Raw genomic sequence first — 24732 nt, 5'->3', positions numbered from 1 at the left:
GGCATTGTTGTTTCAGACGAGGTAAGCGGGCGTCAGCCTCAAAGCTGCCCGATCATCGCCGCTGCAGCCGACACGGTCGCCTGGCCGGGGCTTTCCTCGATGTTGAGGTTCTTGACCACGCCGTCTTCGACCAGCATCGAGTAGCGCTTGGAGCGCACGCCGAGGCCGGCTGCGGTCAGGTCGATGTCGAGGCCGAGGGCCTTGGCAAAAGCAGCGCTGCCGTCGGCGAGGAAGCGCAGCTTGCCGGCGCCGCCGCTTTCCTTGGCCCAGGCCGTCATCACGAACGCATCGTTGACCGCGACGACGACGATGTCATCGACGCCCTTGGCGAGGATGGCGTCGCGGTTCTCCAGGTAGCCCGGCAGGTGGTTCAGTGAGCAGGTTGGCGTAAACGCGCCCGGAACTGCAAAGAGCACGACGCGCTTGCCCTTGAAGATATCGCCGGTCGAAACCTCGGCCGGTCCGTCCGGCGTGGTTTCCTTCAGCTTCAGGTCGGGCAATTTGTCTCCAACGGCAATCGTCACGATCAGTCTCCTTGGTTGCTCCAGCCCACGCAGTGCGCGCGAACAGTCAGCGCGGAATATAGGCCGCGGTCAGTCGATGGCAAGCGCCGTTTCCATCGACCGGTCGCCGCTTTCGGCGGTGAAGAGGATCGGGGCGCCGGTGAGGCCTGACGACTTGGGCTTGTGCAGGAGGGGTACGTCGACACGGTAAGCGTCGCCGACGCGCTGCGGTATGGCGCCTGCGCCGAACTGAAAGCCTTCCGGCCCGGAAACGAACACCTGCGGCGGCTTGTCCGATTGCTGTGGCGGGGCGATGAAGGTGACCGAAAGCGACTTGCCGTCGGCGTCCCAGCGCGCTTCCCTGATGTTGAAGTCGGGTGAGGGAGGCTCCGGAAGGCCGGCCTTAGCCGCCGCGAGAACGGTCGCGTCCCCGGAGCCGGCCATCGCAGCAGCCTTCAAATCGACCGTGAGTTCGGCTTGCACCGGGATGCAGATATCCTTGCACATGCCAAGGAAGATCGAGGCGGTCACTTCGTCGCTGCCGGCGGCGGAACCCTTGCGCCTCAGCGTCAGCGGAAAGGCAACGGACTGGTCGTAGCCGGTGTAGCGTGAGTAGCCGTCGTCGAAATGTTTTGGAACCGGAAACCGCATCGATTCCAGCACAAGGCCGGAGGCGTTTGGAATGCTGACCGACGGCGGAATGCCGCTTTGGCCCGGATCGCGCCAGTAGGTCTTCCAGCCGGCCTCGAGGTGAACGTCCAGCAGCGCCGGGATCTCTCCATCGGCTTGCTCCGGCAGCACGACGAGGCGGACGCGGCCGCCCTCGGTCTGGATCCAGTCGGAACTGGCGCCAGCCGCCAACGTCGGAGCCATCACCGCTAGGACGAACAAGGTAGAACGCAAGCCTCTCATGGGCGAAAGATGTAGCCCTCGTCCACCGAAGTTTCCACCACCTTTGCCGCTTTCTGGATCATATTCTCTTGATCGCGGCGCGCGCTGCTCCACTTCTATCAGGAAGTGGTTCTTGGGGTGCCGGGCAAAAGCAGCGACACGGCGAGAAGGCGCTTTTCATTTGGCCGTGAATTGATAGGCTGTTGGTTATGGCGACGTCGGTCCTGAAGAAAAAACGAGAGCGCGGCTTCCTTGACGGTCATTTCCTGATCGCCATGCCGGGGATGCTCGACAAGAATTTTGAGCGGAGTGTCGTCTATATCTGCGCCCATTCCGAAGACGGCGCCATGGGCTTCATCATCAACCGTTCGCAGCCGATGAACTTCATGGACGTCCTCCTCCACCTGCAACTGGTGGCGGAAGACGAGGCGATCCGAATGCCCGACGGGACGGTCGATTTCCCGATCCGCGCAGGCGGTCCATGCGAGAGCGGCCGCGGGTTTGTCCTGCATTCCGACGACTACAGCTCCGAATCCAGCATCCCCGTCAGCGATGACATCAGCCTGACCGCGACCCTCGATATTGTTCGGGCGATCTCGCGCGGGGAGGGGCCTCGGCGCGGCCTGCTGATGCTCGGCTATGCCGGCTGGGGTGCGGGGCAACTGGAGAACGAGATTGCCGCCAACGGCTGGCTGACCTGCCCGGCCTCGGAGGATCTGATCTTCGACACGACGGTCGAGGACAAGTATGACCGTGCCCTGGCACTGATGGGGGTCACCCCGGCGATGCTGTCGATGGAAGCCGGCCACGCTTGAGCCGGCAAGCACTGGCACCCCGTTCCTTCTGAAAATCTTCAATCGCGTCACGGCCGTCAGGCACCGCCATGAGGCGCCGGATCTGAAGGCGTAAGTGTCGGCGCCTGTGGTCGGTCGTTAGGCAATGGGCCGCGCTCCGAGCGATCAGGCCCGCTTCATGAGCGGAAACCGTTCCTTCAGCAGGCGCAACACCGAATCGCAGCCGATCGGCGGCCCGAACAGGTAGCTTTGGCCGAACTGGCAGCCCATCCGCCCGAGTTCGATGGCGTCTTCCTCCGTCTCGATGCCCTCGGCGACGACCTGCATCTCCATTTCGAGCGCCATCGAGATCACCGACCGCAGCAGAACCGTGCGCTTGTCCGAACTGTCCCGCACCAGTGCCTTGTCGATCTTGATCGTGTCGAAGGGGAAACGGGTGAGATAGGCGAGCGAGGAGTAGCCGGTGCCGAAGTCGTCGAGCGCCAGGCCAAGGCCCGCCTCGCGCAACTTGTTCAGAACGAGCCGTGCCTGCTCGGCATTCTCCATCACCACGGACTCCGTCAGCTCGAACTTCAGCTTGTGCGGCTCGCAGCGCGTCTTCGACAGCACCGCCCTGACGTCGTTGTAGAGTTCGTTGTTGAGCAGTTGCGCGCTGGAGAGGTTGACCGAGACGAAGATCGGCAGGTCGCCGGTCTGCAATTGCCAGTCCATGAGGTCGCTCGCCGCCTTGTCGAAGGCAAAGGCGCCAAGCTGGCTGATCAGGCCCGACTGCTCGGCGACTGGAATGAATTCCTCCGGCGAGATGCTGCCACGCTTCGGGTGCTCCCAGCGCATCAAGGCCTCGAAGCCGGCGATCTCCGCATCCGAGAGCCGTACGATCGGTTGGTAGACGAGCGAGAGTTCCTTGCGGTCGATTGCGCGGCGCAGGTCCGTTTCCATCTGCAGCCGGTCGGTTCCCATGCTGCGGAAGGCGGGGCGGAACGGCTCGACGCGATTGCCGCCGGCCTTTTTCGCCCGGTACATGGCAAGCTCAGCGTCGTTGAGCAGGCTGGCCGCGTCCTGCTGCGGGTCCAGGCAGGAGACGAGGCCGATCGAGGCGGTGAGAATGATCTCGCGATTGGCGAAGTTGATCGGAACGGTGATCGCCTTGCTGACGGCATCGGCGAAATCCGCCACCTTTGCCGGGTCGCGCTCAGACAGCAGTATCAGGCCGAATTGGTCGCCCGAAAGCCGTGCAAGCGTGTCCTGGGGTTTCAGGATCCGTCGCAGTCGCCGCGACAGTGCGACGAGGATATTGTCGCCGGCGGCGATTCCGAGCGCGTCGTTCACCTGCTTGTAGCGGTCGATGTCGATCGCAAGCACGGTCGGCCGGACCGTTTCGCTGGAGCCCGCGATCGAGAGCACCGATTGCAGCCGGTCGAGGAAGACCTGGCGGTTCGGCAGTCCGGTGAGGTTGTCGTGCAGCGCATCCTGCAGCAGGCGGTCGACGGAATTACGTTGCTCGGTGATGTCGACGATCGTGCCGACGCAGCGGATGATTTCGCCGTTGGCGCCGAGCACGGGCCGCGCCCGGATCGCCAGCCAGTGATAATGGCCATCCTCGGCGCGGACACGGAACTGGTGGTTCAGCCGGCCGCGGCGATGTTCCAGCAGCACGTCCAGCGTGGCACGGAAACGGTCGCGATCGTCGGGGTGCAGGCGCGGCAGCCAGTTGCGGGCAGGGCCATGCATCACGCCCGGGGACAGGCCGAGCTGGGTGGAGATGTCGGGGATGGTGACGACCCGGTCGCGGGCAACGTCCCAGTCCCAGACGGTGTCGCCTGAACCGGTCAGGGCCAGTGATTGCCGCTCGAGGTCGGAGAACAGTCCCTGCTGATAGGCGCCGCCGGCAAAGGCGTGCTGCATCACCGTAAAGCCGATCAGAAGCACGATCAGAACGAGGCCGCCGCCGAGCGCGGGCTGGATGATGTCGTTGTCGAGCCTTCCCGTCACCGTCATCCAGGCGCCGAACAGCCAGACCAGGATCAGCGCCCAGGCCGGAACAAGCAGGATGGCCCGATCGTAGCGGTTGAAGCCGAGATAGGCGATGAGGATGATGCCGGCGGATGCGGTCAACGCGAACGAGATGCGGGCGATGCCCGCGGCGATCGGCGGGTCATAGATCGCGACACCGAACAACAGTCCGAGCCCGAGAATCCAGGCGAGCGTCGCATAGGAAAGATGCGCGTGCCAGCGGTTGAGGCTCAGATAGGTGAACAGGAACACGACGAGGCCGACGGCCAGTGACACTTCCGTCCCCGCGCGCCAGATCCGCTCGTCGCCGGCGGTAATGCTGATCAGCTTGGAAAGAAAGCCGAAGTCGACGCAGATATAGCCCAATACCGCCCAGGCGAGCGCCGCCGTCGCCGGCAGCATGGAGGTTCCCTTCACCACGAAGAGGATGGTCAGGAAGACGGCCAGCAACCCGGCGATACCGAGCACGATGCCGCGATAGAGCGTGAACGCGTTGACCGTGTCCTTGTAGGCGTCGGGTTCCCAAAGGTAGATCTGCGGCAGCTCGGGCGTCGCGAGTTCCGCGACAAAGGTGACGACGGAACCGGGATTGAGCGTGATGCGGAACACGTCCGCCTCCTCGCTCGGCTGGCGGTCGAGCGCGAAGCCTTCGCTCGGCGTGATCGAGAGGATGCGTTTCGAGCCGAGGTCCGGCCAGAAGAGCTTGGAACGCACCAGCCGGAAATGGGGGGCTACAATCACCCGGTCGATTTGCTCCTCGGACACGTTCGCCAGCGCGAACACCGCCCAGTCGCCCTCGTGGCCGGGATTGGTCGCCCGCACCTCGATGCGCCGGACGATGCCGTCGGTGCCGGGGGCGGTGGAGACCTGGAAGGCCTCGCCGCGACCGGTGTAGATTTCGGTCGTTGCCGTCAGGTCCAGCGCCGTGTCGTCGCGGGAGATCTGTACCGGCTCCACGGCCTGTGCCGACGAGACGAACGGCCCGACAAGCGACAGCGCCGTCAGTAGGATAAGGGCGAGCGCCCGGCTGACGAGCAGCAGTGTCGGCACGGAACGGAATATCATCGAAATGCTAGTTTCCTGTCGTCTGGGGTGCCAGCACCCCTCTCTCCTGCGCGGCCTGCACCCGCTGTTGGCCTCTGTCCCCCGCCAACAGTGAATACATCACGTGGTCACGCCACTCCCCGTTTATCTTCAAATATTCGCGAAGATAGCCTTCGCGCTGAAAGCCGGCCTTTTCAAGGAGGCGAATGCTCCTCACATTGTCAGGAATACAGGCTGCCTCAATACGGTGCAACTGAAGCCCCGAAAAGATGTAGGGGATCGACAGGTTCAGCGCGCCCAGCATGTGGCCGTGACCGGCGTAACGTTCGCCCATCCAGTAGCCGATCATGCAGCACTGGGCCGCTCCGCGGCGGATGTAGCCGATGGTAAGCCCGCCCACGAGACGTTGCTCGGATTTGAGAAACAGGAAGAGCGGCACGGCCTGGCCGCTCGCAAATTCCTGTTCGTTGCGCACCACGCGTCCACGAAACGCGTTCTCGGTCAGCTCGTCGCTGCGCCAGGTCGGCTCCCAGGGCTCAAGGAACTGACGGCTTGCGGAGCGCAACGGATACCACTGACGATAGTCGGAATAGCGAGGCAGGCGCAGCAGGTGGGTTTCGTCTTCGAGCACGACGGTGTCGGACTGTCTGGACAGGAACCGAAATACCGATCGCGTCATCTATGTCTCTCCGCTGCGACAGCTACGCGCGACGGCTCGTACCTGATCGTTGCAGCCCGCCATCGGCGAACTGTACGCCAGCGCCTGCGACGCCGTCAAACGGCTATCGCGCCTGGGCTGAGCCTAGCTGGCCGCACGATGCGCCGCGTCGCCGCGCGTGAGCGCACCGACGATGTCGTCGGCGGAGGCGAGTTGCTCCAGGGGACCGATGGCCGAAAGCGTGGGGCGCGTGTCGAAGAACAGCCGCCCGGCGAGGTCTGTCAGGCGGGCCGCGTTGATGCCCGCAAGCCGTTCCATCAATTCGTCGTTCGGAATCGGGCGTCCATAAAGCATCATCTGTCGGGCGATCTGGCCAGCGCGCGCCGCGGGGCTTTCCTGCCCCATCAGCAACTGCGCACGGATCTGCGCGCGCGCCCGGTCGATTTCCTGCTCATCGATCCGATCGGCGGACTTGCGCAGTTCCTCGATGATGACCGGCACGAGTTCGGGAAGGTTCTCGCCGCCGGTCGCCGCATGGATGCCGAAGATCCCGGTGTCGGAAAAGCCCCAGTGGAAGGCATAGACCGAGTAACAGAGCCCGCGGTGCTCGCGAACCTCCTGGAACAGTCTGGAAGACATGCCGCCGCCGAGAATATTCGCAAGGATCTGCGAACAGTAGAAATCGCGGGCGTGGTAGGCCTTGCCCTCGAAGCCGAGCAGTACCTGTGCATCCATCAGGTCGCGCGTCTCGCGCGTATCGCCACCGGTGTAGCGGGCCGTTTCCGAAACGGGCGGAGCCGAAGGCGTCTGCGGCAGGGAGGCGAAGCGCTTCTCGACGTCGCGCACGAAGTTGTCGTGGTCGACTGCGCCGGCGGCGACGACGAACATGCGATCGGTCGTGTAATTGCGATCGAGGTAGGCGCGGATTTCGTTGGGTTCGAAGGACAGCACCGTCTCCGGCGTGCCGAGGATGGCTCGCCCGATCGTCTGGTCGCGATAGGCGACCTCCGAGAACTTGTCGAAGACGACATCGTCCGGCGTGTCGTTCGCCGCGCCGATTTCCTGGAGGATGACCTGCTTCTCGCGGGCGAGTTCCTCCTCGTCGAACACCGACTCCGTCAGGATGTCGGCGAGGATGTCGGTCGCGAGCGACACATGGTCCTTCAGCACGCGGGCATAGTAGGAGGTGGTCTCGGTCGAGGTGGCGGCGTTCACCTCGCCGCCGACGTTTTCGATCTCCTCGGCGATCTGCCGGGCCGAGCGACGGGCCGTGCCCTTGAAGGCCATGTGCTCGAGCAGGTGGGCGATGCCGTGTTCGTCCGCCGTCTCGTTGCGGGAGCCGGACTTGATCCATACGCCGAGAGCAGCGCTCTCGAGGTGCGGCATGTTTTCGGTGACGACCGTCAGACCGGACGGCAGCCTGGTGCACTCAACTTTCATTTTCCGACTTTCCGCGATCACTAACCCCGGATGCGGGAGTGGCTGCCGACATAGGCTTCCACCTTTGCAAGATCTGGATCCAGGATTTCGTAACGCTCCTCCCTTTGCATCATGCCAGCAAGCCACGGCGGAAGCGTCGGGTCAATACCGCTCGCCGATTTTACGGCGTCGGGGAATTTTGCTGGGTGCGCGGTCGCAAGCGTCACCATCGGGCTCGCAGCGCGGGCATGCTTCGCCGCGACGAAGACGCCGGTGGCGGTGTGGGGATCGAGAAGGTAACCGGTCTTTTCCAGCGTTTCGGCGATCGTCTTGGCGACCTGCTTCTGGGTGGCGCGGCCGGCGCGGAATTCCTTGCGGATCGCCTTCAGCGCCTTGTCGCCGATCTGGAACGATCCTGACTGCTTCAAGCCGCCCATCAGCGTCCGGACCTCGGCCGAATCCCGGTCGGCGGCCTGGAACAGGAGGCGCTCGAAGTTCGAGGAGATCTGGATATCCATCGACGGCGACGTCGTCGCGACGACGCCGCGCATCTCATAGCGGCCGGTCTTGAGGGTGCGCGCGAGGATGTCGTTGTCGTTGGTGGCGATCACCAGCCGGTCGATCGGCAGGCCCATCCGCTTGGCGACGAAACCGGCGAAAATGTCGCCGAAATTGCCGGTCGGCACGGTGAACGACACCTTCTTGTCCGGTGCGCCGAGCGCGATGGCGCTGGTGAAGTAGTAGACGATCTGGGCCATGATGCGGGCCCAGTTGATCGAGTTGACGCCGGAAAGCTGCATCCTTTCGCGGAAGCCCTTGTCGTTGAACATCGCCTTCACGAGGTTCTGGCAGTCGTCGAAGGTGCCCCGGACGGCGAGCGCGTGGACGTTGCCGGCGGCCGACGTGGTCATCTGGCGCTGCTGCACCGGCGAGACCTTGCCGTGCGGGAAGAGGATGAAGATGTCGGTGCGTTCGCGACCGGCAAAGGCGTCGATGGCCGCACCGCCCGTATCGCCGGAGGTGGCGCCGACGATCGTGGCACGCTGGCCGCGCTCGGCCAGCACATGGTCCATCAGCCGTGCCAGAAGCTGCATCGCCACGTCCTTGAAGGCGAGCGTCGTACCGTGGAAGAGTTCGAGGATGAACTCGTTCGGGCCGGTTTGCACGAGCGGCGTGATCGCCGGGTGACGGAACGTGGCATAGGCCTCGTCGATCATCGCCCGGAAGGTCTTGTCGTCGATCTCACCGTCGACGAAGGGGGACAGCACGGTGAATGCGATTTGCTGGTAGCTCATGCCACGCATCGCCCGGATCTGCTTCTTCGTGAACGTGGGCCATTCCTGCGGCACGTAGAGGCCGCCGTCGCTTGCAAGGCCTGCAAGCAGAGCGTCGCAGAAACCGAGGGTAGGGGCCTCGCCCCGCGTCGATATGTACTTCACGTCATGATCCCTGAAAGTGAGCGGCAGACTGGCGGAAGGAAACGGGCGTGGGCAGGAGGCCGGGTCGGCGCAGGGCTGCGGTCACAAAGACTTCCTTCCGGTTCGGACGCGACGAATGTCGCGCCGGGCGAGACTGATCGAACCGGCTGGGCGCGGTTCTCCGTGCGGCGAGCGATGGCAAGGTTCCTCCACCCGCGGATACAGCAAAAAGTGGAACGTTAATTTTGGACAATCGATTTTTTGCCGCACCGCTGCTATAGAGCATCCGCGTGGGTCTAGAAAGGCCCGTTTTTTGTAAGTTGAACGGGCATCTCAAGTCCGAATGCAGGGGTGAGACAAACGTGACTGCTACCACTGGCCGCCGCCTTCTGGCCGTTTCCCTACTCGCCATCATTGCAGGCTGCAACCAGACGGAAAAGGCCGCCGACCTCGGCGTGTCGCCCGGTGAAGGCCAGCAGCAGGTGGCTTCGCAGCAAGCCCCGGTGATCCAGGGCGCTTGTCCGCAGGTCTTCCTGCGTGAGGGAACCTCCGTCCATCGCGCCTATGCCAAGGGCGCCAAGGATGATCCGCAGAAGGTGCTCTACCAGGCAACACTCTCGGCGACGACGCGTCAGTGCGTGCAGACGGCGGACAGCCTGAAGGTTACCGTCATGGTTCAGGGACGCATCCTCGCCGGTCCGGCCGGATCCCCAGGCGCTGTCAACCTCCCCATTCGCGTGGCTGCGACCGACGGCGAGAACACGCTGTACTCGAACCTGAGCAAATTCGGCGTCACCATTCCGCCCGAAGGCACGACCCAGTACGTCTTTACCGACGCGAACGTCGTCATCCCCGGCGGCGCGGGTTCCTATGCCAAGATCTATGTCGGCTTCGACGAAGGTCCCTACACCGCGAACTGAGTTGTTGGCTGGCGATCTCTTGCCCCTCCGGTTTCACCGTGGAACGAAGGGGCGGAGGGAAGCCGGATGTTCTGGCGACGCGGTCTCAATCACGCCGGCCCGGCCATTTCAGTTCTTGCCGAATGCGACGACGGGACAGCGATCGCCTCGACGCGCCGAGGCTGTCAGATCGCTTCCTGCCACTCCGCGAGTGCCGCGATGACGCCGGGCAGATCGTTCATGCGCGAGATCACCGTTTCGGCGCCCGCATCCGTCAGCCGGTCGGCATGTGAGGGGTAGGTATGCGAGGCGCCGGTGAAGCCGACAACGCGCATGCCGGCCGCGCGCGCGCCATGAATGCCGTGCACGGAATCCTCGATGACGAGGGTGCGCGCCGGGTCTGCGTCGAATTGCCTGGCGCCATGCAGGAAGATGTCCGGCTTCGGCTTCACCCGGTCGGGCCCGAGATCCTTCGCCGAATAGATGTGCGGCGCGAAGACCTCCCGCAGGCCGACCCGGCTCAGCATCAGGTCGAGGCGGTGCGCCGCGGAATTGGAGCAGATGCAATAGGGTCGCTTCAGCCGCGACAGAGCCAGCTTCACGCCGTCGATGACCATCACCTCATTGGCCAGCCGTTCATCCAGCAGCTTTTCCGATTTGTCGAGAAGCGAGGCCGAGAAGGGAATCGACGCCTCGCGCTCGATCGTCAGCAGGATGTTCTGCCAGGTCATGCCGGCGAAGCGCTCGCCCATCTCCTCGACGCCGATCGGATAGCCCGCCTCCGTCAGCAGCCGCGATTCGACTTCGGCCGCGATGATCTCGGAATCGACCAGAACGCCGTCGCAATCGAAGATGATGAGGTCGAAACCGTCCATGAAGATCGTCCTTGAGGGAGGGTGTTAGGCGCGCCGGCTGAGCAGGTGTCGCGGCGTGATGTATCGGTGCGTCATTTATACGATGGTGGCGCAAAGCTCAACTCCGCAGCCGCAGAGTCCGGCTCAAGGATCGGGCGCGCCACTTCGATATTTGCAGTCAGACCCGATCGAGGACGGGAAACAGGTCGAGGAACGCCCGCTCTCCGGCCGGCGTGAACTGGACGGCGCGACTGTCACCGCTCCGTCTGGCCCATCCTCTGTCGATGAAGCGGATAAGCAGTGCCTCCCCGAGCGAACCCGCCAGATGGGAGCGCCGTTCACTCCAATCGAGGCAGGTACGGCAGATGGGGCGTCGCTGGCCGCGAAGCGTGTCAAGGTTTATTCCGATCTCGGCCATCCGCGCTTCGCCAGCTTCGGTCAAAATCGCATCGTCGCCATTGACGGCGACATGCCCATCCGCCACCAGGCGATCCAGCATTCGAACGCCGAAATCGCCAGCGAGATGGTTGTAACAGACCCGGGCCTTCCTCAAAGCTGGGTCCTTCGGCCCGGGCCGCGCGCGCAAAAAGCCACGGTTGGCGGCAAAGCCCATCAGGCCTTCAAGCAGCAGGCCGACCTCGTCGTCGGAAAGCGCAAAGTAGCGGTGCCGCCCCTGCTTGCGCTGGGTCACGAGGCTGCCGGCCTCCAGCTTCGCCAGGTGCGAACTCGCCGTCTGCAGCGTTATCCCGGCAGCCCCCGCGAGCTCCGTTGCCGTCAGCGCCTGGCCGCCCATGAGGGCGGTCAGCATGTTGGCGCGGGCTGGGTCGCCGATGAGCGCTCCAATCTGGGCTATGTCCGGGCCTTCTTTCATACTTCGATCATAGTCGAAGCATTGCCTTCGATCAATGTGGCATCACGGGGCATCGAAATTCCAGGAGCCTGACGATGATTACCTGCTTCATCCGCTACGAGATCGACCCGTTCAAGAAGGAGGAGTTTTCCACCTACGCCCGCAACTGGGGACAGGCGATCCCCCGCAGCGGCGCCGACCTGATCGGCTATTTCGGCCCACATGAAGGTTCGGCGACGACAGCCTATGGCGTCTACAATATCGAGAGCCTCGCGGCCTACGAGGCCTATCGCGCCCGGCTTGCGGCCGATCCGCTGGGCGCCGAGAACTACCAGTTTGCCAAGCGCGAACGCTTCATCCTTCGCGAGGATCGCATCTTCCTGAAGAACGTATCCCTCCCGCACGCCGCCGCACGGGTGGTGCCATGATTGCCGTCATCTTCGAGGTCTCACCCGCGATCGGCCGCCGCGACGTCTATCTCAATCTCGCCGCCGGGCTGATTGCCCGGCTGCAGGAGATCGACGGCTTCGTTTCCATCGAGCGCTTCGAAAGCCTCTCGATTCCCGGCAAGATCCTGTCGCTGTCGTTCTGGCGCGACGAAAAGGCCGTCAGTGCGTGGCGAAACAGCGCCGAGCACCGGGCAGCGCAGCAAGCCGGTCGGAACGGAGCCTTCGCCGACTATCGCCTGCGCGTCGTCTCGGTCCTGCGTGACTATGGCATGTTCGAGCGCGCAGAGGCGCCGGCTGATAGTCGTGCCTGGCACGAGGGCGTCTGACGCATCCAGACAGCGGAACTGGCATGTGCTGCCGGACAATGCGACAATGGCATTAGGTGGTGCGGACACTTCAGCCCGCGCCGCTCGTAAACCGCGACGAGCCGCCGGATACGTCACTTTCTTAGAGGTCTTTCACTCTTCGGTAACCATCTTCGGTAACCATAAGGGTCAGAAAGTTCGTATCCGAGTAAGCGTATCAGCGAGTTTCCCATGTCAAAATTTCTTTCGCTTGCCGAAGCCCGTTCCGTCCGCCCCAATGGCTGGCTCGACACGATCATCAAGGGCGACTGCGTCGCCGCCCTCGAAGCGCTTCCGGACCAGTCCGTCGACGTGATCTTCGCCGACCCGCCCTACAATCTTCAGCTTGGCGGCACGCTGCACCGTCCCGATCAGTCGCTGGTCGATGCGGTTGATGACGAATGGGATCAGTTCGCTTCCTTCGAGGCCTATGACGCCTTCACCCGCGCCTGGCTGCTCGCCTGCCGCCGCGTGCTCAAGCCGAACGGCACCATCTGGGTGATCGGCTCCTATCACAACATCTTCCGCGTCGGCGCCACGCTGCAGGACCTCAACTTCTGGATCCTCAACGATGTCGTCTGGCGCAAGACCAATCCGATGCCGAACTTCAAGGGCCGCCGCTTCCAGAACGCGCACGAGACGATGATCTGGGCGAGCCGTGACCCCAAGGCGAAGGGCTATACGTTCAACTACGACGCCATGAAGGCTGCCAACGACGACGTGCAGATGCGCTCCGACTGGCTGTTCCCGATCTGCTCGGGCGGCGAACGGCTGAAGGATGCCGACGGCAAGAAGGTCCATCCGACCCAGAAGCCGGAAGCGCTGCTGGCCCGCGTCATCATGGCCTCCACCAAGCCGGGCGACGTCGTTCTCGATCCCTTCTTCGGCTCCGGCACCACCGGCGCCGTCGCCAAGCGTCTCGGCCGCCACTTCGTCGGCATCGAGCGCGAGCAGGACTATATCGATGCAGCGCTCGCCCGGATCGACGCGGTGGAGCCGCTCGGCAAGCAGACGCTGACGGTCCTGAGCGGCAAGAAGGCCGAGCCGCGCGTCGCCTTCATCACGCTGATCGAAAGCGGCCTGATCGCGCCGGGCACCGTCCTGACCGATGCGAAGCGTCGCTACAGCGCGATCGTGCGGGCCGACGGCACGCTTGCCTCGGGTTCCGAAGCCGGATCGATCCATCGCCTCGGCGCCAAGTTGCAGGGTCTCGACGCCTGCAACGGCTGGACCTTCTGGCACTATGCCAAGGGCAAGGAACTGAAGCCGATCGACGACCTGCGCGCCGTCATTCGCAGCGACATGGCCAAGCTCGACTGAGCCTGCCGGGCGTTACAAAAAAGTTACCTCCTGTTGCGGCCTTCGGTGCTCCTGCGCCGGAGGTTGCAGCAGTTTGAAGGGGCTTGTCCAAGCCCCTTGCGGCGCGAACATGAGTGATGGTCATATTAGACTTTAGTCATACGTGGACAAAGCGCCGGCGCTATGATCTCAATAGCCTTGCACATGCGAGCAAAGTGATGCCGGTCACGATCGTGTCCGGGCCGGAACCTGGGGCGAAGGATTGCGTTGTACCTCGTCAGTTGGGAGGCGATCATGAGGCATATCGATATCAGGCAGCTCGACCATCATCGAGCCAAGCATGTCTGGGAGGTTTCGGATTACTGCCGCAAGGCCGGCATCCATCGGGCCGAGGAGAAGCGGCTCATCAAGATTCTTGGCCGCTATGCGTCCGCCCATGAGTTGCAGATGAACGTCATTCGCCCGAACAACCGTTCGCGCTTCTGATCGATTTCCATCCAATTCGCCGGCCCGGGTTCACGGGTCGCGCTTCTCATTTCAATTCGCCAGAAGAGTCCGGTGCAGCAAATGCGCTCAATTGGTGCGCCTATGCAAGCTTTTGTGAATATTGGCGAAATCGGTTCTTGGAGTGGAGATTGTTCAATCGCTGTTAACCACCACCCCATAGGATGACGTCAACAAATGCGAAGGACACTTCCGCGGCCCTTCACAAACCGCTTCGGCCTTCCGGTTTCGTACCTTCAGTCCCGGACAGGCACGAACGCCCGGAGCCAGCAATGGCTCCGGGCGTTTCTATTTGGCGAAACGGTCAAAGCGCGACGCCGTGGGCGGCAAGATCGCCCTTCAATTTTTCCGCACCGGTGAAGAGGACCGCGTTCCAGCCTGCCATGCGCGCCGCCTCGACGTTTTTGTCGCTGTCGTCGATGAAGAGCGTGCGCGCCGGCTCGAGTGCGAAATCACGGCTATGCTTCTCGTAGATCGCCAGGTCCGGCTTGATCAGCCCGACCTCACCGGAAACGGTGACGCCGCGGGGGAGGTCGAGGAAGGGATAAAGCTTGCGTGCCTCCTTGAACGTGTCCGCTGCAAAGTTCGTCAGCATGGTGACGTCGCGCCCATTGGCGATCAGCCTCTCCATGATCGCGACGCTTTCCACATAGGCGTGCGAGACCATCTCATGCCAGTACTTGCGGAAGGCGCGGATCAGTTCCTCCTGCTGCGGATAATCCTCGATCAGCAGCGCCTCGGCATCCTCCCATTTCCGGCCACGATCCTGCTCGATGTTCCAGTCGGGGGTGCAGACATTGGCGAAGAACCATTTCCGCTGCGCTTCGTCCGGGATCAGGCGGCTGTAGGGGATCTGGGGATCGTAGTGGATCAGCACACGTCCGATATCGAAGACGATGTGCCGGATTTCGCTTGTCATGGGGTTCTCACCTTTTCGCGCGCAGGCATTTTCGGCTCGAAGGCCGCTGGGAGCGCCTGCTGGATTGCCTTCTTCATGACGGTCGGCAGAGCCTGCCCGTCGAGCGTCTGCCACGGCTCCCACCACCCAGGCCCTCCCGCCGCGGCGCGGCTGACCCTGCAGCGGAAGACGGCAAGTCGCAACTCAAAATGTGTAAACACGTGTATGATTGTACCACAGGTTTGCCAGTCAGCGGCGAAGGGGGCGGCGTCCGGTTCCGTCGAACCGTCACGACGGGCATTCCAATCGCTGTTGGGGACTTCCGTCATGCCGCCGAGCAGGCCGTGGCCGGGGCGCTTGCGCAGGAGCACCGCGCCCGTCTCGTCGACCGCCACGAAGGCGGCGCCGAGCCTGACGGGCTTCTCCTTCTTTGCCGCCTTGACGGGAAAGCGTTCCGGGTCGTCTCCGGCCAGCGCCCGGCAGTCTTCCTTGAGCGGACAGAGCGCGCAGGCCGGGCGTTTCGGCGTGCAGATCGTGGCGCCGAGATCCATCATCGCCTGCGCGAAGTCGCCGGGGCGGTCTGTCGGCGTCATCGCGGCCACGGATGCGCGCATGTGCGGCTTCGAGCCGGGCAGGGGGGCGTCGATCGCATGGAAGCGGGAGATCACCCGCTCGACGTTGCCATCGAGCACGGCGGCTTGCCGGTCGAAGGCGATCGCGGCGATGGCCGCAGCCGTATAGTCGCCGATGCCGGGAAGTACCTTCAGACCTTCCTCGGTGTCGGGAAATCCTCCGCCATGTCCGAAGGCGACGGCTTCGGCGCACTTCTTCAGGTTGCGCGCCCGCGCATAATAGCCGAGCCCCGCCCAGGCCTTCATCACCTCTTCCGTCTCCGCCTTGGCAAGATCGGTCACGGTCGGCCACTTCGACGTGAAGAGATCGAAGTAGCGCTTGACCGCCTGCACCGTCGTCTGTTGCAGCATCACCTCGGACAGCCACACGCGATAGGGATCGGGCCGGACGCCACGCGCGGCCGTGGCCGGCGAGACGCGCCAGGGCAGGTCGCGATGGTGCCGGTCGTACCAGGCGAGGATCTGGCGGGTCGGATTTGTCCCTGTATGCGTATCGGTCATGATTTGCCTGGATGCGAAGAGGAAGCGTATAACTGGCCAAGCAACGCACTTTCTTCAAGGCAAAATTCGCCGGAGGAAGAAAGGTCAACCGCCGGAGTACCGACCACCGTGAGTTCCCGTCCATTCCGCAGGGGCGCCATGCAGATCAGCGAAGTCGCCAACGACCTGATCGATCCGGTGCTTGCCAAACGCGCCGGCATCAACACGTTGCTGCTCGGCTCGTGGGACGAGATTGCCGGCAGCTCGTTCGCCGATTGCACCCGACCCGAGAAGATCGCCTGGCCGCGCCGGGCGTCCGAGATGGCGGGCGAGGGCGGCGGCTACCAGCCGGGCGTTCTGACGATCGCCTGCGAAGGCTCACGCGCGCTCTTTCTCTCCCACCAGCAGGGCGAGCTCATCCAGCGCATCAACGGGTTCTTCGGCTTTCCCGCGATCCATCAGGTGAGGATCGTACAGAAGCCGGTCTCGCCGCCGACAAGGCGTCGGCGGGCGCCGCGGCCCTTGACCGGAGAGGCGGCACGCCACCTCGAAGACTTGGTGCAGGGGATCGAAGGGGACGCGCTGAAGGCAGCGCTGAAGCGTCTCGGCACGGCCGTGCTCGGCAAGCAAGGCTCGACCCGGCGCTGACGTGTACCATCACGCGGTCACAATTCTTTGAAGATCATGGTGTTGGCGGTGCTTGTTCGCATCCAAAAGCCGGTATATCCGGTGTGCCGGAAGTATTTTTCATTGTCCCCACAGGAGAGACCATGTCCCTTTCCGAATTGAGCCTTTTGAAGCGTCTGATGGGCGGTGTCGCCGTTGCCGCGCTCGCCGTCACGCTTGCCGCCTGCAGCGACGAGAAGAAGGAGACGGCGTCGGCTCCGGAGACCGCGCCGGCAACGACGGAAAGCGCCGAAACCAAGCCTGCGGACACGGTCACGACCGCGGCGACTGCGCCGGCGGCCACCGAGATCGCCCAGGCCGCTCCCGCTGCCAAGGCCGAGGTCCCGGCCGCCGATGGCGATGTCGACATGGCCAAGGTGCTCGAGCCCGGCCCGCTGCCGGAAATGGCGATCGGCGACGCGAACGCGCCGGTCACGATCGTCGAATACATGTCGATGACCTGCCCGCATTGCGCCACCTTCCACAACGAGACCTTCGAGCCGATCAAGCAGAAGTATGTCGATACCGGCAAGGTCCGCTTCATCGTGCGCGAATTCCCGTTCGATCCGCGTGCCGCTGCCGCCTTCATGCTGGCCCGTTGCGCGCCGTCCGAGCAGTATTTCCCGATGATCTCCATGCTGTTCAAGCAGCAGGAACAATGGGCCGCAGCGGAAAATGGCCGCGAAGCACTGCTGCAGATGTCGAAACTCGCCGGTTTTACACAGGAGAGCTTCGAGGCTTGCTTGACGAACCAGAAACTTCTCGATGATGTGAACGCGGTACGCGAGCGCGGTGCCAAGGAATTCGGCATTGCGGCAACGCCGACCTTCCTGATCAACGGCCAGCGTTATTCCGGAGGCATGTCGGTTGACACCATGTCGGCCCTTATCGACAGCAAGCTCTGATCTGGACGCCGCTTTGATGCGGGCGCCGGCGAAAACCGTGCGCCCGTCGTCCACCCGTTCCTCAAGGGCGGGGTGACCCCATGAAATTCACCAAGCTCCGCCTTCTCGGCTTCAAGTCCTTCGTCGAGCCGACCGAGTTCGTCATCGAACGCGGCCTGACCGGCGTCGTCGGCCCGAACGGCTGCGGAAAGTCGAACCTCGTCGAGGCGCTGCGCTGGGTGATGGGGGAGAACTCCTACAAGAACATGCGCGCGTCCGGCATGGACGACGTGATCTTCTCCGGCTCCGGCAACCGGCCGGCCCGCAACACCGCGGAAGTCGGCCTCTATCTCGACAATTCCGACCGCACCGCACCGGCCGCCTTCAATGACAGCGACGAGATCCAGGTGTCGCGCCGCATCGAGCGCGAGCAGGGCTCGGTCTATCGCATCAACGGCAAGGAGGCGCGCGCCAAGGACGTGCAGCTTCTTTTCGCGGACGCCTCCACCGGCGCGCGCTCGCCCTCGATGGTGGGGCAGGGCCGCATCGGCGAGCTGATCCAGGCAAAGCCGCAGGCGCGCCGGCAGTTGCTGGAAGAAGCGGCCGGCATTTCCGGTTTGCATTCGCGCCGCCACGAGGCCGAACTGCGGCTGCGCGCCGCCGAGACCAATCTGGAACGCCTCGACGACGTTACCTCGCAGCTCGAAAGCCAGATTGACAGCCTCAAGCGCCAGTCGCGCCAGGCGAACCGCTTCAAGATGCTGTCGGCCGACATCCGCCGCCACGAGGCGATGCTGCTGCACATCCGCTGGACCCAGGCCAAGGAGGCCGAGGGCGAGGCGGAAAGCCAGCTGAACCAGGCAACCTCGCTGGTCGCCGAACGGGCGCAAATGCAGATGGAGGCGGCGAAGGTTCAGGCCATTGCCAGCCTGAAACTGCCGGAATTGCGCGAGAATGAAGCAAAGTTCGCCGCCGCCTTGCAGCGCCTGCAGATTGCCCGCTCGCAACTGGAGGAGGATGCCGGCCGGCTGCTGCGCCGCCGTGACGAGCTGGCCCGCCGCCTGACCCAGCTTGCCGAGGACATTGCGCGCGAGGAGGCGATGGTCGCCGACAATGCCGAAATCCTCGAGCGACTTGCGGTCGAGGAGGAGGAGATCGGCGACATCCTCGGCGAGGCCGACGACCGTGCGGCGGCTGCGCGCGAGACGATGGATGCCGCTGCGGAGAAACTCGCCGAAAGCGAGCAGGTGCTCGGCGCGATCACGGCCGAACGCGCCGAGGCCCAGGCGGTGCGCAACCAGCTCGAAAAGACCATCCGCGATCTTTCCGATCGGCGGGCGCGTCTTGCCCAGCAGTTCATGAACCTCGAAGCCGAAATTACCGCCATGGATGAGCGCATTGCCGCCCTTCCGGATCCGGAGCAGAAGCGGCACGACGTGCAGACGGCCGAAGGTGTGCTGGAGGAGGCGGGCGAGCGTCTGGCCGAATCCGAAGAGGCGCTGGAGGATGCACGGCTTGCCGAGATCGAGGCGCGCCCTCCGGTGGAAGCCGCACGCGGACAGGTCAATGCCGTCGAAACGGAGATGCGGACGATCCGGCGCATCCTAGAAGCCGGCACGGTCGGCGGTTCCTTCGCCCCGGTTGTCGAGGACGTGCAGGTCGACAAGGGCTATGAGGCGGCGCTGGGCGCCGCGCTTGGCGACGATCTGGACTCACCGGTCGATACCGATGCCCCCGCCCACTGGCGGCTTGCCGGCGATGGCGCCGACGACGCAATCCTGCCCGATGGTGTCGTGCCGCTGCTGTCCCACGTACGCGCCCCGGCGGTTCTGACCCGCAGCCTGCGTCAGATCGGCATTGTCGCCGACCAGGAGCAGGCGCTCGCATTCCTGTCCGTCCTGCAGCCGGGCCAGCGTCTCGTCACCCGCGAGGGCGCGATCTTCCGTTGGGACGGCCATGTGACTGGTGCGGATGCCCCAAGTGCCGCAGCCCTTCGACTGGCGCAGAAGAACCGCCTTCGCGAGCTGGAACTTGAGCTGTCCGAGGCGCAGGACGCGCTTGCTGCGGCACAGCAAGGCCTGGAACTGGCCGCGGCCGCTGCGCGCGCCGAGACACAACGCGTGCAGAAGTCGCGGGACGCCCAGCGGCTGGCCGTTCGTGCCCTGGCGGAGGCTCGCGAGGCGCTTGAAGCGGCCGAACGGGCTTCGGGCGATCTGATCCGCCGGCGCGACGTGCTCTCCGAGTCGAAGATCCAGCTCGAGGGGCAGGTCGAGGAGGCGGCCGACGCACTCGAGGAAGCGCGTGGGGCGCTCGAGGACGCGCCCGATGTCGCCGCGCTCGACCTGCGGCTTTCCACCCAGACGGCCGCTGTTACCACCGATCGCGCGGCCCTTGCCGAGGCGCGTGCGCTTCATGACGGCCTCGCGCGCGAGATGGCCGAGCGCCAGCGCCGGCTGACGGCGATCGCGAGCGAGCGCGACACCTGGCGCAACCGTGCCGCCAATGCCGAGCGCCACATCGCTTCGCTGCGGGAACGCGAAGCAGAAGCGCAGGACGAGGCCGAGCAGATCGCCGAGGCCCCGGAGGAGATCGAGGAAAAGCGCCGCGCGCTGATGAGCGAACTTGCCCGGGCCGAGCAGGCCCGCCGCGTCGCCGCTGATGAACTGCAGGCGGCGGAAAACCGCCAGCGCGAAGCCGACCAGCTCGCCGCCACCGCGCTGTCTCAACTGGCCGAGTCCCGTGAAAAGCGCGGCCGCGCCGAGGAGCGCCTGGTCTCCGCCCGCGAGCGCCGCGTCGACGGCGAGGCGCGCATCCGCGAGGCGCTGCATTGCGCCCCGCACGAGGCGCTGAAGCTGGCCGAGCACCCGCATGACAAGCCCTTGCCCGATCCGCGCGAAACCGAACTCGAGCTTGACCGTCTGAAGATCGAGCGCGAGCGGCTGGGTGCGGTGAACCTGCGCGCCGAGGAGGAGCAGAAGGAGCTTTCGGAGAAGCTGCAGGCGATCGTCACCGAGCGCGAGGACATCATCGAGGCGATCCGCAAGCTGCGCTCGGCGATCCAGAGCCTCAACCGCGAAGGCCGGGAGCGCCTGCTCGCCGCCTTCGATATCGTCAATGCCCAGTTCCAGCGGCTCTTCACGCATCTCTTCGGCGGCGGCACGGCGGAGCTGCAACTGATCGAGAGCGACGATCCGCTCGATGCCGGTCTGGAAATCCTCGCCCGCCCGCCCGGCAAGAAGCCGCAGACGATGACGCTGCTGTCCGGCGGCGAGCAGGCGCTGACGGCGATGGCGCTGATCTTCGCCGTCTTCCTGACCAACCCCGCCCCGATCTGCGTCCTCGATGAGGTGGACGCTCCGCTCGACGACCACAACGTCGAGCGCTACTGCAACCTGATGGATGAAATGGCCGCCTCCACCGAGACCCGCTTCGTCATCATCACCCACAATCCCATCACCATGGCCCGCATGAACCGCCTGTTCGGAGTCACCATGGCCGAGCAGGGTGTATCCCAACTCGTCTCGGTCGACCTGCAGACCGCCGAGCAATTGCGCGAAGCCGTTTAAATCCCAACCGGCGCTATTCGATCTCCGCGCCCGCCCTGGCGTCTCCGGAACCAATGCAACCTGCCTCGCGTTGACGTCTGGTCGAGCCGAGGAGATTGCAATGGGCATTGAGCAAGCACCCACGAAAAAAGGTAAGGAAGCCGCCCGCGGCCTTCGCAAAGCTGCAACTGCAGAAGAACGCAAGGTAGAGACCGAAAAGGGGTCAGATCTTGCCAAAGGCGCCGATCGCTTCGAAGAGCGTTCGCGCAGTTCCGACGGGAAAAGTGCTGGCGAAAAGCAGCAGGACTGAGAGGGAAGGCGAGGTTGGTCGGCTCCGCTTCGGGGATGACTGCAGGTTTGCAACAGGACGGAGGGGACAAGCGTGAGCAAGAATGCCCTCTACATGATCATTGGTGCGCTCATCGTCGTGGTGGCCGGCTTCTCCTATTATGCCTATCAGCAAGAGAAGCAGCCCGATGGCGTCGAGATCAGGGTCGGCAAGGACGGGCTGTCGATCCAGGAAAAATGACGCCTTTCGGTGGTGGTTTTTCGCCGAAACATGCAAATTGCGATCTTGCATGTCGTCTTTGATGCTGCGGCGCCGTTGCGATTTTGGTGCATTGCAACAAATTGTCGCCGGCACTCCGTTTCCAATGCGTGTCATATGCTATAAATCTGTCACAGTAGACTGTTTCGGGGTGGAGAACAGCAATGCAGAAGTGGGTTTACACCTTTGGCGGGGGAAGCGCCGAGGGCCATGCCGGCGAGCGCAATCTTCTCGGCGGCAAGGGCGCCAATCTCGCCGAGATGTGCAATCTCGGCCTGCCGGTGCCTCCCGGACTGACGATCGTCACCACTGCCTGCACCCACTACTATGAAAACGGCCGCGCCATTCCTGACAGCCTGAAGGAGGAGGTCCGTTCCGGCATCCGCCGGATGGAGGAGATCACCGGACGCACCTTTGGCCACAATGAGCGGCCATTGCTGTTGTCGGTCCGCTCCGGCGCACGCGCCTCCATGCCCGGTATGATGGATACGGTGCTCAACCTCGGTCTCAACGACGAGACGGTGCAGGCGCTCGGTCACGACGCCGGCGATGCGCGCTTCGCCTGGGACAGCTATCGCCGCTTCATCCAGATGTACGGCGACGTCGTCATGGGCCTCGACCATGAAGTCTTCGAGGAAATCCTCGAGGATGAAAAGGCGCGGCTCGGACACGAGCAGGACACCGAGCTCTCCGCCGTAGAATGGCAGCACGTGATCGCCCGCTACAAGGAAACGATCGAGGAGGAACTGGGGGAAAGCTTCCCGCAGGATCCGGAGGTGCAGCTCTGGGGCGCGATCGGCGCGGTCTTTGCCAGCTGGATGAACGCCCGCGCGATCACCTATCGCAATTTGCACAACATCCCTGCCGACTGGGGCACGGCGGTCAACGTCCAGGCGATGGTGTTCGGCAACCTGGGCAACTCTTCGGCCACCGGCGTTGCCTTCACCCGCAATCCCTCGACCGGTGAAAACGCGCTCTATGGCGAATTCCTCGTCAACGCGCAGGGCGAGGATGTCGTCGCCGGCATCCGCACACCGCAGAACATCACCGAAGACGCCCGCATCGCTTCCGGCTCCGACAAGCCGTCGCTGGAAAAGCTGATGCCCGAGGCTTTCGCCGAGTTCAACGAGATCTGCAAGCGCCTCGAGGGGCACTACCGCGACATGCAGGATCTGGAATTCACGATCGAGCGCGGCAAGCTGTGGATGCTGCAGACGCGTTCCGGCAAGCGCACGGCCAAGGCCGCGCTGAAGATCGCCGTCGAGATGGCGGAGGAGGGGCTGATCAGCAAGGAGGAGGCGGTTGCCCGCATCGACCCCGCTTCGCTCGATCAGTTGCTGCATCCCACCATCGATCCGCGCGCGCGCCGCGACGTCATTGGCGCCGGCCTGCCTGCCTCGCCGGGTGCGGCCACCGGCGAGATCGTCTTCACCTCCGAGGAGGCGGTCCACGCGGAGGACGAGGGTCGCAAGGTGATTCTGGTTCGCGTCGAGACGAGCCCCGAGGACATCCATGGCATGCATGCGGCCGAAGGCATCCTGACGACCCGCGGCGGCATGACGAGCCACGCAGCCGTCGTTGCCCGCGGCATGGGCACGCCCTGCGTTTCGGGTGCCGGAACGCTGCGTGTCGACCTGCGCAACGAACTCTTGATCGCGCAGGGCGTGACGCTGAAGAAGGGCGATATCATCACCATCGATGGTTCGTCCGGCCAGGTGCTCAAGGGTGCGATCCCGATGCTGCAGCCGGAGCTGTCCGGCGATTTCGGCCGCATCATGGAGTGGGCGGACGCGACCCGTCGAATGAAGGTGCGGACCAATGCCGAGACGCCGGCGGATGCGCGCGCGGCGCGTTCCTTCGGTGCGGAAGGCATCGGCCTGTGCCGCACCGAGCACATGTTCTTCGAGGACGAGCGCATCAACGTGATGCGCGAGATGATTCTCGCCGAGGACGAGGCCGGGCGGCGGGCAGCCCTTGCGAAGCTTTTGCCGATGCAGCGCTCGGATTTTGTCGAACTGTTCGAGATCATGCACGGCCTGCCGGTGACGATCCGCCTGCTCGACCCGCCGCTGCACGAGTTCCTGCCGAAGACCGATGAGGAAATCGCCGAGGTCGCGTCCGTCCTCTCCTTCGATCCGGCGGAACTGCGCCAGAGGGTGGATGCGCTGCACGAGTTCAATCCGATGCTCGGCCACCGCGGCTGCCGTCTGGCGATCTCCTATCCTGAAATCGCCGAGATGCAGGCACGCGCCATCTTCGAGGCGGCCTGCCTGGCTGCCAAGGATACGGGCGCCGCCGTCGTGCCGGAAATCATGGTGCCGCTCGTCGGCCTGAAGGCCGAGCTTGATTTCGTCAAGGAGCGCATCGAGGCCGTCGCGAAGGAGGTGATCGCCGAAGCCGGCGTCAGTCTCGAATATCTCATCGGCACGATGATCGAGCTGCCGCGTGCGGCACTTCGGGCGCATGTGATTGCCGAATCGGCGGAGTTCTTCTCGTTCGGCACCAACGACCTGACGCAGACGACGTTCGGCATCTCGCGCGACGACGCATCGGCGTTCCTGTCGACTTACCTGCAGAGGGGCATTGTCGAGCGCGACCCGTTCGTCCAGCTCGACTTCGACGGGGTGGGGGAACTCATCCAGATCGCCGCCGAGCGCGGCCGGCGGACGCGCAACAATCTCAAGCTCGGCATTTGCGGCGAGCACGGCGGCGATCCGGCGTCGATCCACTTCTGCGAGGAGGCGGGGCTTGACTACGTCTCCTGTTCGCCGTTCCGCGTGCCGATCGCACGCCTTGCGGCCGCACAGGCGGCTTTTGTCGGGCGGAAATCGGCGGGCGGATCGAACGGCTGACGAAGGCTGCTCACCACCAGCCTGGACCCGGACCGTACCAGGGGCGATACCAGCCGAATTCGACGGCCGTTTCGACGCGTCTGGCACGCGCGTTGGCGCTGCGGTCGAGGTCGATGCGTTGCAGGCAGTTGGCAAAAGCGGTCGTGCCGCGCCTGAATCCATAATCGAGGCATTGTTGCTCGTCGGCGGCGCGTTGCTGCTCTGGCGTTATCGTCTGGCAACCGGTGAGGACCGCGGTTATTGCGGCAAGCGCAAACAGGACCTCCACGCGCATCCCAGCCTCCGTCGT

The 24732-nt window shown here is 64.2% G+C and carries 23 protein-coding genes; 12 read left to right on the top strand and 11 right to left on the bottom strand.

What is annotated here, in order from left to right; genetic code table 11:
• Positions 1-38: 38 nt before the first annotated feature.
• Together J2Y48_RS07000 and J2Y48_RS06995 are read right to left on the bottom strand one after the other, a co-directional pair.
• Positions 39-524 (bottom strand): peroxiredoxin, encoded by a 486-nt coding sequence (locus tag J2Y48_RS07000; RefSeq protein ID WP_310414840.1) that lies wholly within the window; start codon positions 522-524, stop codon positions 39-41.
• A 69-nt stretch (positions 525-593) separates the two neighbouring features.
• A complete protein-coding gene (locus J2Y48_RS06995) occupies positions 594-1406 on the bottom strand; it encodes a protein-disulfide reductase DsbD domain-containing protein (protein ID WP_310414838.1) in 813 nt (270 codons plus the stop codon).
• A 197-nt stretch (positions 1407-1603) separates the two neighbouring features.
• Here J2Y48_RS06995 and J2Y48_RS06990 point away from each other — a divergent pair, with 197 nt between their 5' ends.
• The gene (locus J2Y48_RS06990; protein ID WP_310414836.1) at positions 1604-2209 is read left to right on the top strand and encodes a YqgE/AlgH family protein; all 606 of its coding nucleotides are present in this window, start codon (positions 1604-1606) and stop codon (positions 2207-2209) included.
• A 144-nt stretch (positions 2210-2353) separates the two neighbouring features.
• Here J2Y48_RS06990 and J2Y48_RS06985 read toward each other — a convergent pair whose 3' ends face one another.
• The 4 genes from J2Y48_RS06985 to thrC all read right to left on the bottom strand — a co-directional run bounded on the left by J2Y48_RS06985 (position 2354) and on the right by thrC (position 8761).
• Positions 2354-5266 carry an EAL domain-containing protein gene (locus J2Y48_RS06985; protein ID WP_310414833.1) on the bottom strand — a complete coding sequence of 971 codons (2913 nt, stop codon included), beginning with the start codon at positions 5264-5266 and terminating at the stop codon, positions 2354-2356.
• A 7-nt stretch (positions 5267-5273) separates the two neighbouring features.
• Positions 5274-5924 carry a GNAT family protein gene (locus tag J2Y48_RS06980; protein WP_310414829.1) on the bottom strand — a complete coding sequence of 217 codons (651 nt, stop codon included), beginning with the start codon at positions 5922-5924 and terminating at the stop codon, positions 5274-5276.
• Positions 5925-6047: 123 nt separating this feature from the next.
• Complete coding sequence (locus J2Y48_RS06975) at positions 6048-7343, bottom strand: pitrilysin family protein (protein ID WP_310414826.1); 1296 nt, start codon at positions 7341-7343, stop codon at positions 6048-6050.
• A 20-nt stretch (positions 7344-7363) separates the two neighbouring features.
• Complete coding sequence (thrC, locus tag J2Y48_RS06970; protein ID WP_310414822.1) at positions 7364-8761, bottom strand: threonine synthase; 1398 nt, start codon at positions 8759-8761, stop codon at positions 7364-7366.
• 341 nt (positions 8762-9102) lie between these two features.
• Here thrC and J2Y48_RS06965 point away from each other — a divergent pair, with 341 nt between their 5' ends.
• Positions 9103-9660 carry a hypothetical protein gene (locus tag J2Y48_RS06965; RefSeq protein WP_310414818.1) on the top strand — a complete coding sequence of 186 codons (558 nt, stop codon included), beginning with the start codon at positions 9103-9105 and terminating at the stop codon, positions 9658-9660.
• Positions 9661-9824: 164 nt separating this feature from the next.
• Here the strand turns inward: J2Y48_RS06965 and J2Y48_RS06960 are convergent, their stop codons facing one another.
• Together J2Y48_RS06960 and J2Y48_RS06955 are read right to left on the bottom strand one after the other, a co-directional pair.
• Positions 9825-10514 (bottom strand): HAD family hydrolase, encoded by a 690-nt coding sequence (locus J2Y48_RS06960; protein ID WP_310414813.1) that lies wholly within the window; start codon positions 10512-10514, stop codon positions 9825-9827.
• A gap of 157 nt (positions 10515-10671) precedes the next feature.
• Positions 10672-11364, bottom strand: a complete 693-nt coding sequence (locus J2Y48_RS06955; protein WP_310414810.1) for a winged helix-turn-helix domain-containing protein — start codon at positions 11362-11364, stop codon at positions 10672-10674.
• Positions 11365-11438: 74 nt separating this feature from the next.
• Between J2Y48_RS06955 and J2Y48_RS06950 the strand changes: the two genes are divergently transcribed.
• The 4 genes from J2Y48_RS06950 (at position 11439) to J2Y48_RS06935 (ending at position 13921) form a co-directional block, all read left to right on the top strand.
• Complete coding sequence (locus J2Y48_RS06950; RefSeq protein WP_310414807.1) at positions 11439-11771, top strand: NIPSNAP family protein; 333 nt, start codon at positions 11439-11441, stop codon at positions 11769-11771.
• Complete coding sequence (locus tag J2Y48_RS06945) at positions 11768-12118, top strand: antibiotic biosynthesis monooxygenase (protein ID WP_310414803.1); 351 nt, start codon at positions 11768-11770, stop codon at positions 12116-12118. Before J2Y48_RS06950 ends, J2Y48_RS06945 begins: the two co-directional genes overlap by 4 nt.
• 210 nt (positions 12119-12328) lie before the next feature.
• Complete coding sequence (locus tag J2Y48_RS06940; RefSeq protein ID WP_310414800.1) at positions 12329-13456, top strand: site-specific DNA-methyltransferase; 1128 nt, start codon at positions 12329-12331, stop codon at positions 13454-13456.
• A gap of 273 nt (positions 13457-13729) precedes the next feature.
• Positions 13730-13921, top strand: a complete 192-nt coding sequence (locus J2Y48_RS06935) for a hypothetical protein (RefSeq protein ID WP_310414798.1) — start codon at positions 13730-13732, stop codon at positions 13919-13921.
• A gap of 322 nt (positions 13922-14243) precedes the next feature.
• On the opposite strand, the gene J2Y48_RS06930 is transcribed toward J2Y48_RS06935, so the two are convergent.
• Positions 14244-14858, bottom strand: a complete 615-nt coding sequence (locus tag J2Y48_RS06930; protein WP_310414794.1) for an HAD family phosphatase — start codon at positions 14856-14858, stop codon at positions 14244-14246.
• The gene (gene mutY / locus J2Y48_RS06925) at positions 14855-15970 is read right to left on the bottom strand and encodes an A/G-specific adenine glycosylase (protein WP_310414791.1); all 1116 of its coding nucleotides are present in this window, start codon (positions 15968-15970) and stop codon (positions 14855-14857) included. Before mutY ends, J2Y48_RS06930 begins: the two co-directional genes overlap by 4 nt.
• A 138-nt stretch (positions 15971-16108) precedes the next feature.
• Here mutY and J2Y48_RS06920 point away from each other — a divergent pair, with 138 nt between their 5' ends.
• From J2Y48_RS06920 to ppdK, 6 genes are all read left to right on the top strand, one after another.
• The gene (locus J2Y48_RS06920; RefSeq protein WP_310414788.1) at positions 16109-16597 is read left to right on the top strand and encodes a DUF721 domain-containing protein; all 489 of its coding nucleotides are present in this window, start codon (positions 16109-16111) and stop codon (positions 16595-16597) included.
• Between the two features lie 122 nt (positions 16598-16719).
• A complete protein-coding gene (locus J2Y48_RS06915; RefSeq protein WP_310414785.1) occupies positions 16720-17520 on the top strand; it encodes a DsbA family protein in 801 nt (266 codons plus the stop codon).
• 80 nt (positions 17521-17600) lie between these two features.
• On the top strand, positions 17601-21065 hold the full coding sequence (locus tag J2Y48_RS06910) for a chromosome segregation SMC family protein (RefSeq protein WP_310414781.1): 3465 nt from the start codon (positions 17601-17603) through the stop codon (positions 21063-21065).
• Positions 21066-21165: 100 nt separating this feature from the next.
• On the top strand, positions 21166-21354 hold the full coding sequence (locus J2Y48_RS06905) for a hypothetical protein (RefSeq protein WP_310414779.1): 189 nt from the start codon (positions 21166-21168) through the stop codon (positions 21352-21354).
• Between the two features lie 72 nt (positions 21355-21426).
• Positions 21427-21573 (top strand): hypothetical protein, encoded by a 147-nt coding sequence (locus J2Y48_RS06900; RefSeq protein ID WP_310414776.1) that lies wholly within the window; start codon positions 21427-21429, stop codon positions 21571-21573.
• A 182-nt stretch (positions 21574-21755) separates the two neighbouring features.
• Positions 21756-24443 carry a pyruvate, phosphate dikinase gene (gene ppdK / locus J2Y48_RS06895; RefSeq protein ID WP_310414773.1) on the top strand — a complete coding sequence of 896 codons (2688 nt, stop codon included), beginning with the start codon at positions 21756-21758 and terminating at the stop codon, positions 24441-24443.
• 10 nt (positions 24444-24453) lie between these two features.
• Here the strand turns inward: ppdK and J2Y48_RS06890 are convergent, their stop codons facing one another.
• Positions 24454-24717 (bottom strand): hypothetical protein, encoded by a 264-nt coding sequence (locus J2Y48_RS06890; protein ID WP_310414770.1) that lies wholly within the window; start codon positions 24715-24717, stop codon positions 24454-24456.
• Between the last annotated feature and the right edge of the window lie 15 nt (positions 24718-24732).

Origin of the sequence: Mycoplana sp. BE70 (genome assembly GCF_031455855.1) — a bacterium.
Lineage (GTDB): Bacteria > Pseudomonadota > Alphaproteobacteria > Rhizobiales > Rhizobiaceae > Mycoplana.
The sequence above is the reverse complement of the archived record's forward strand: the minus strand, read 5'-3'. Positions and strand labels throughout refer to the sequence as shown.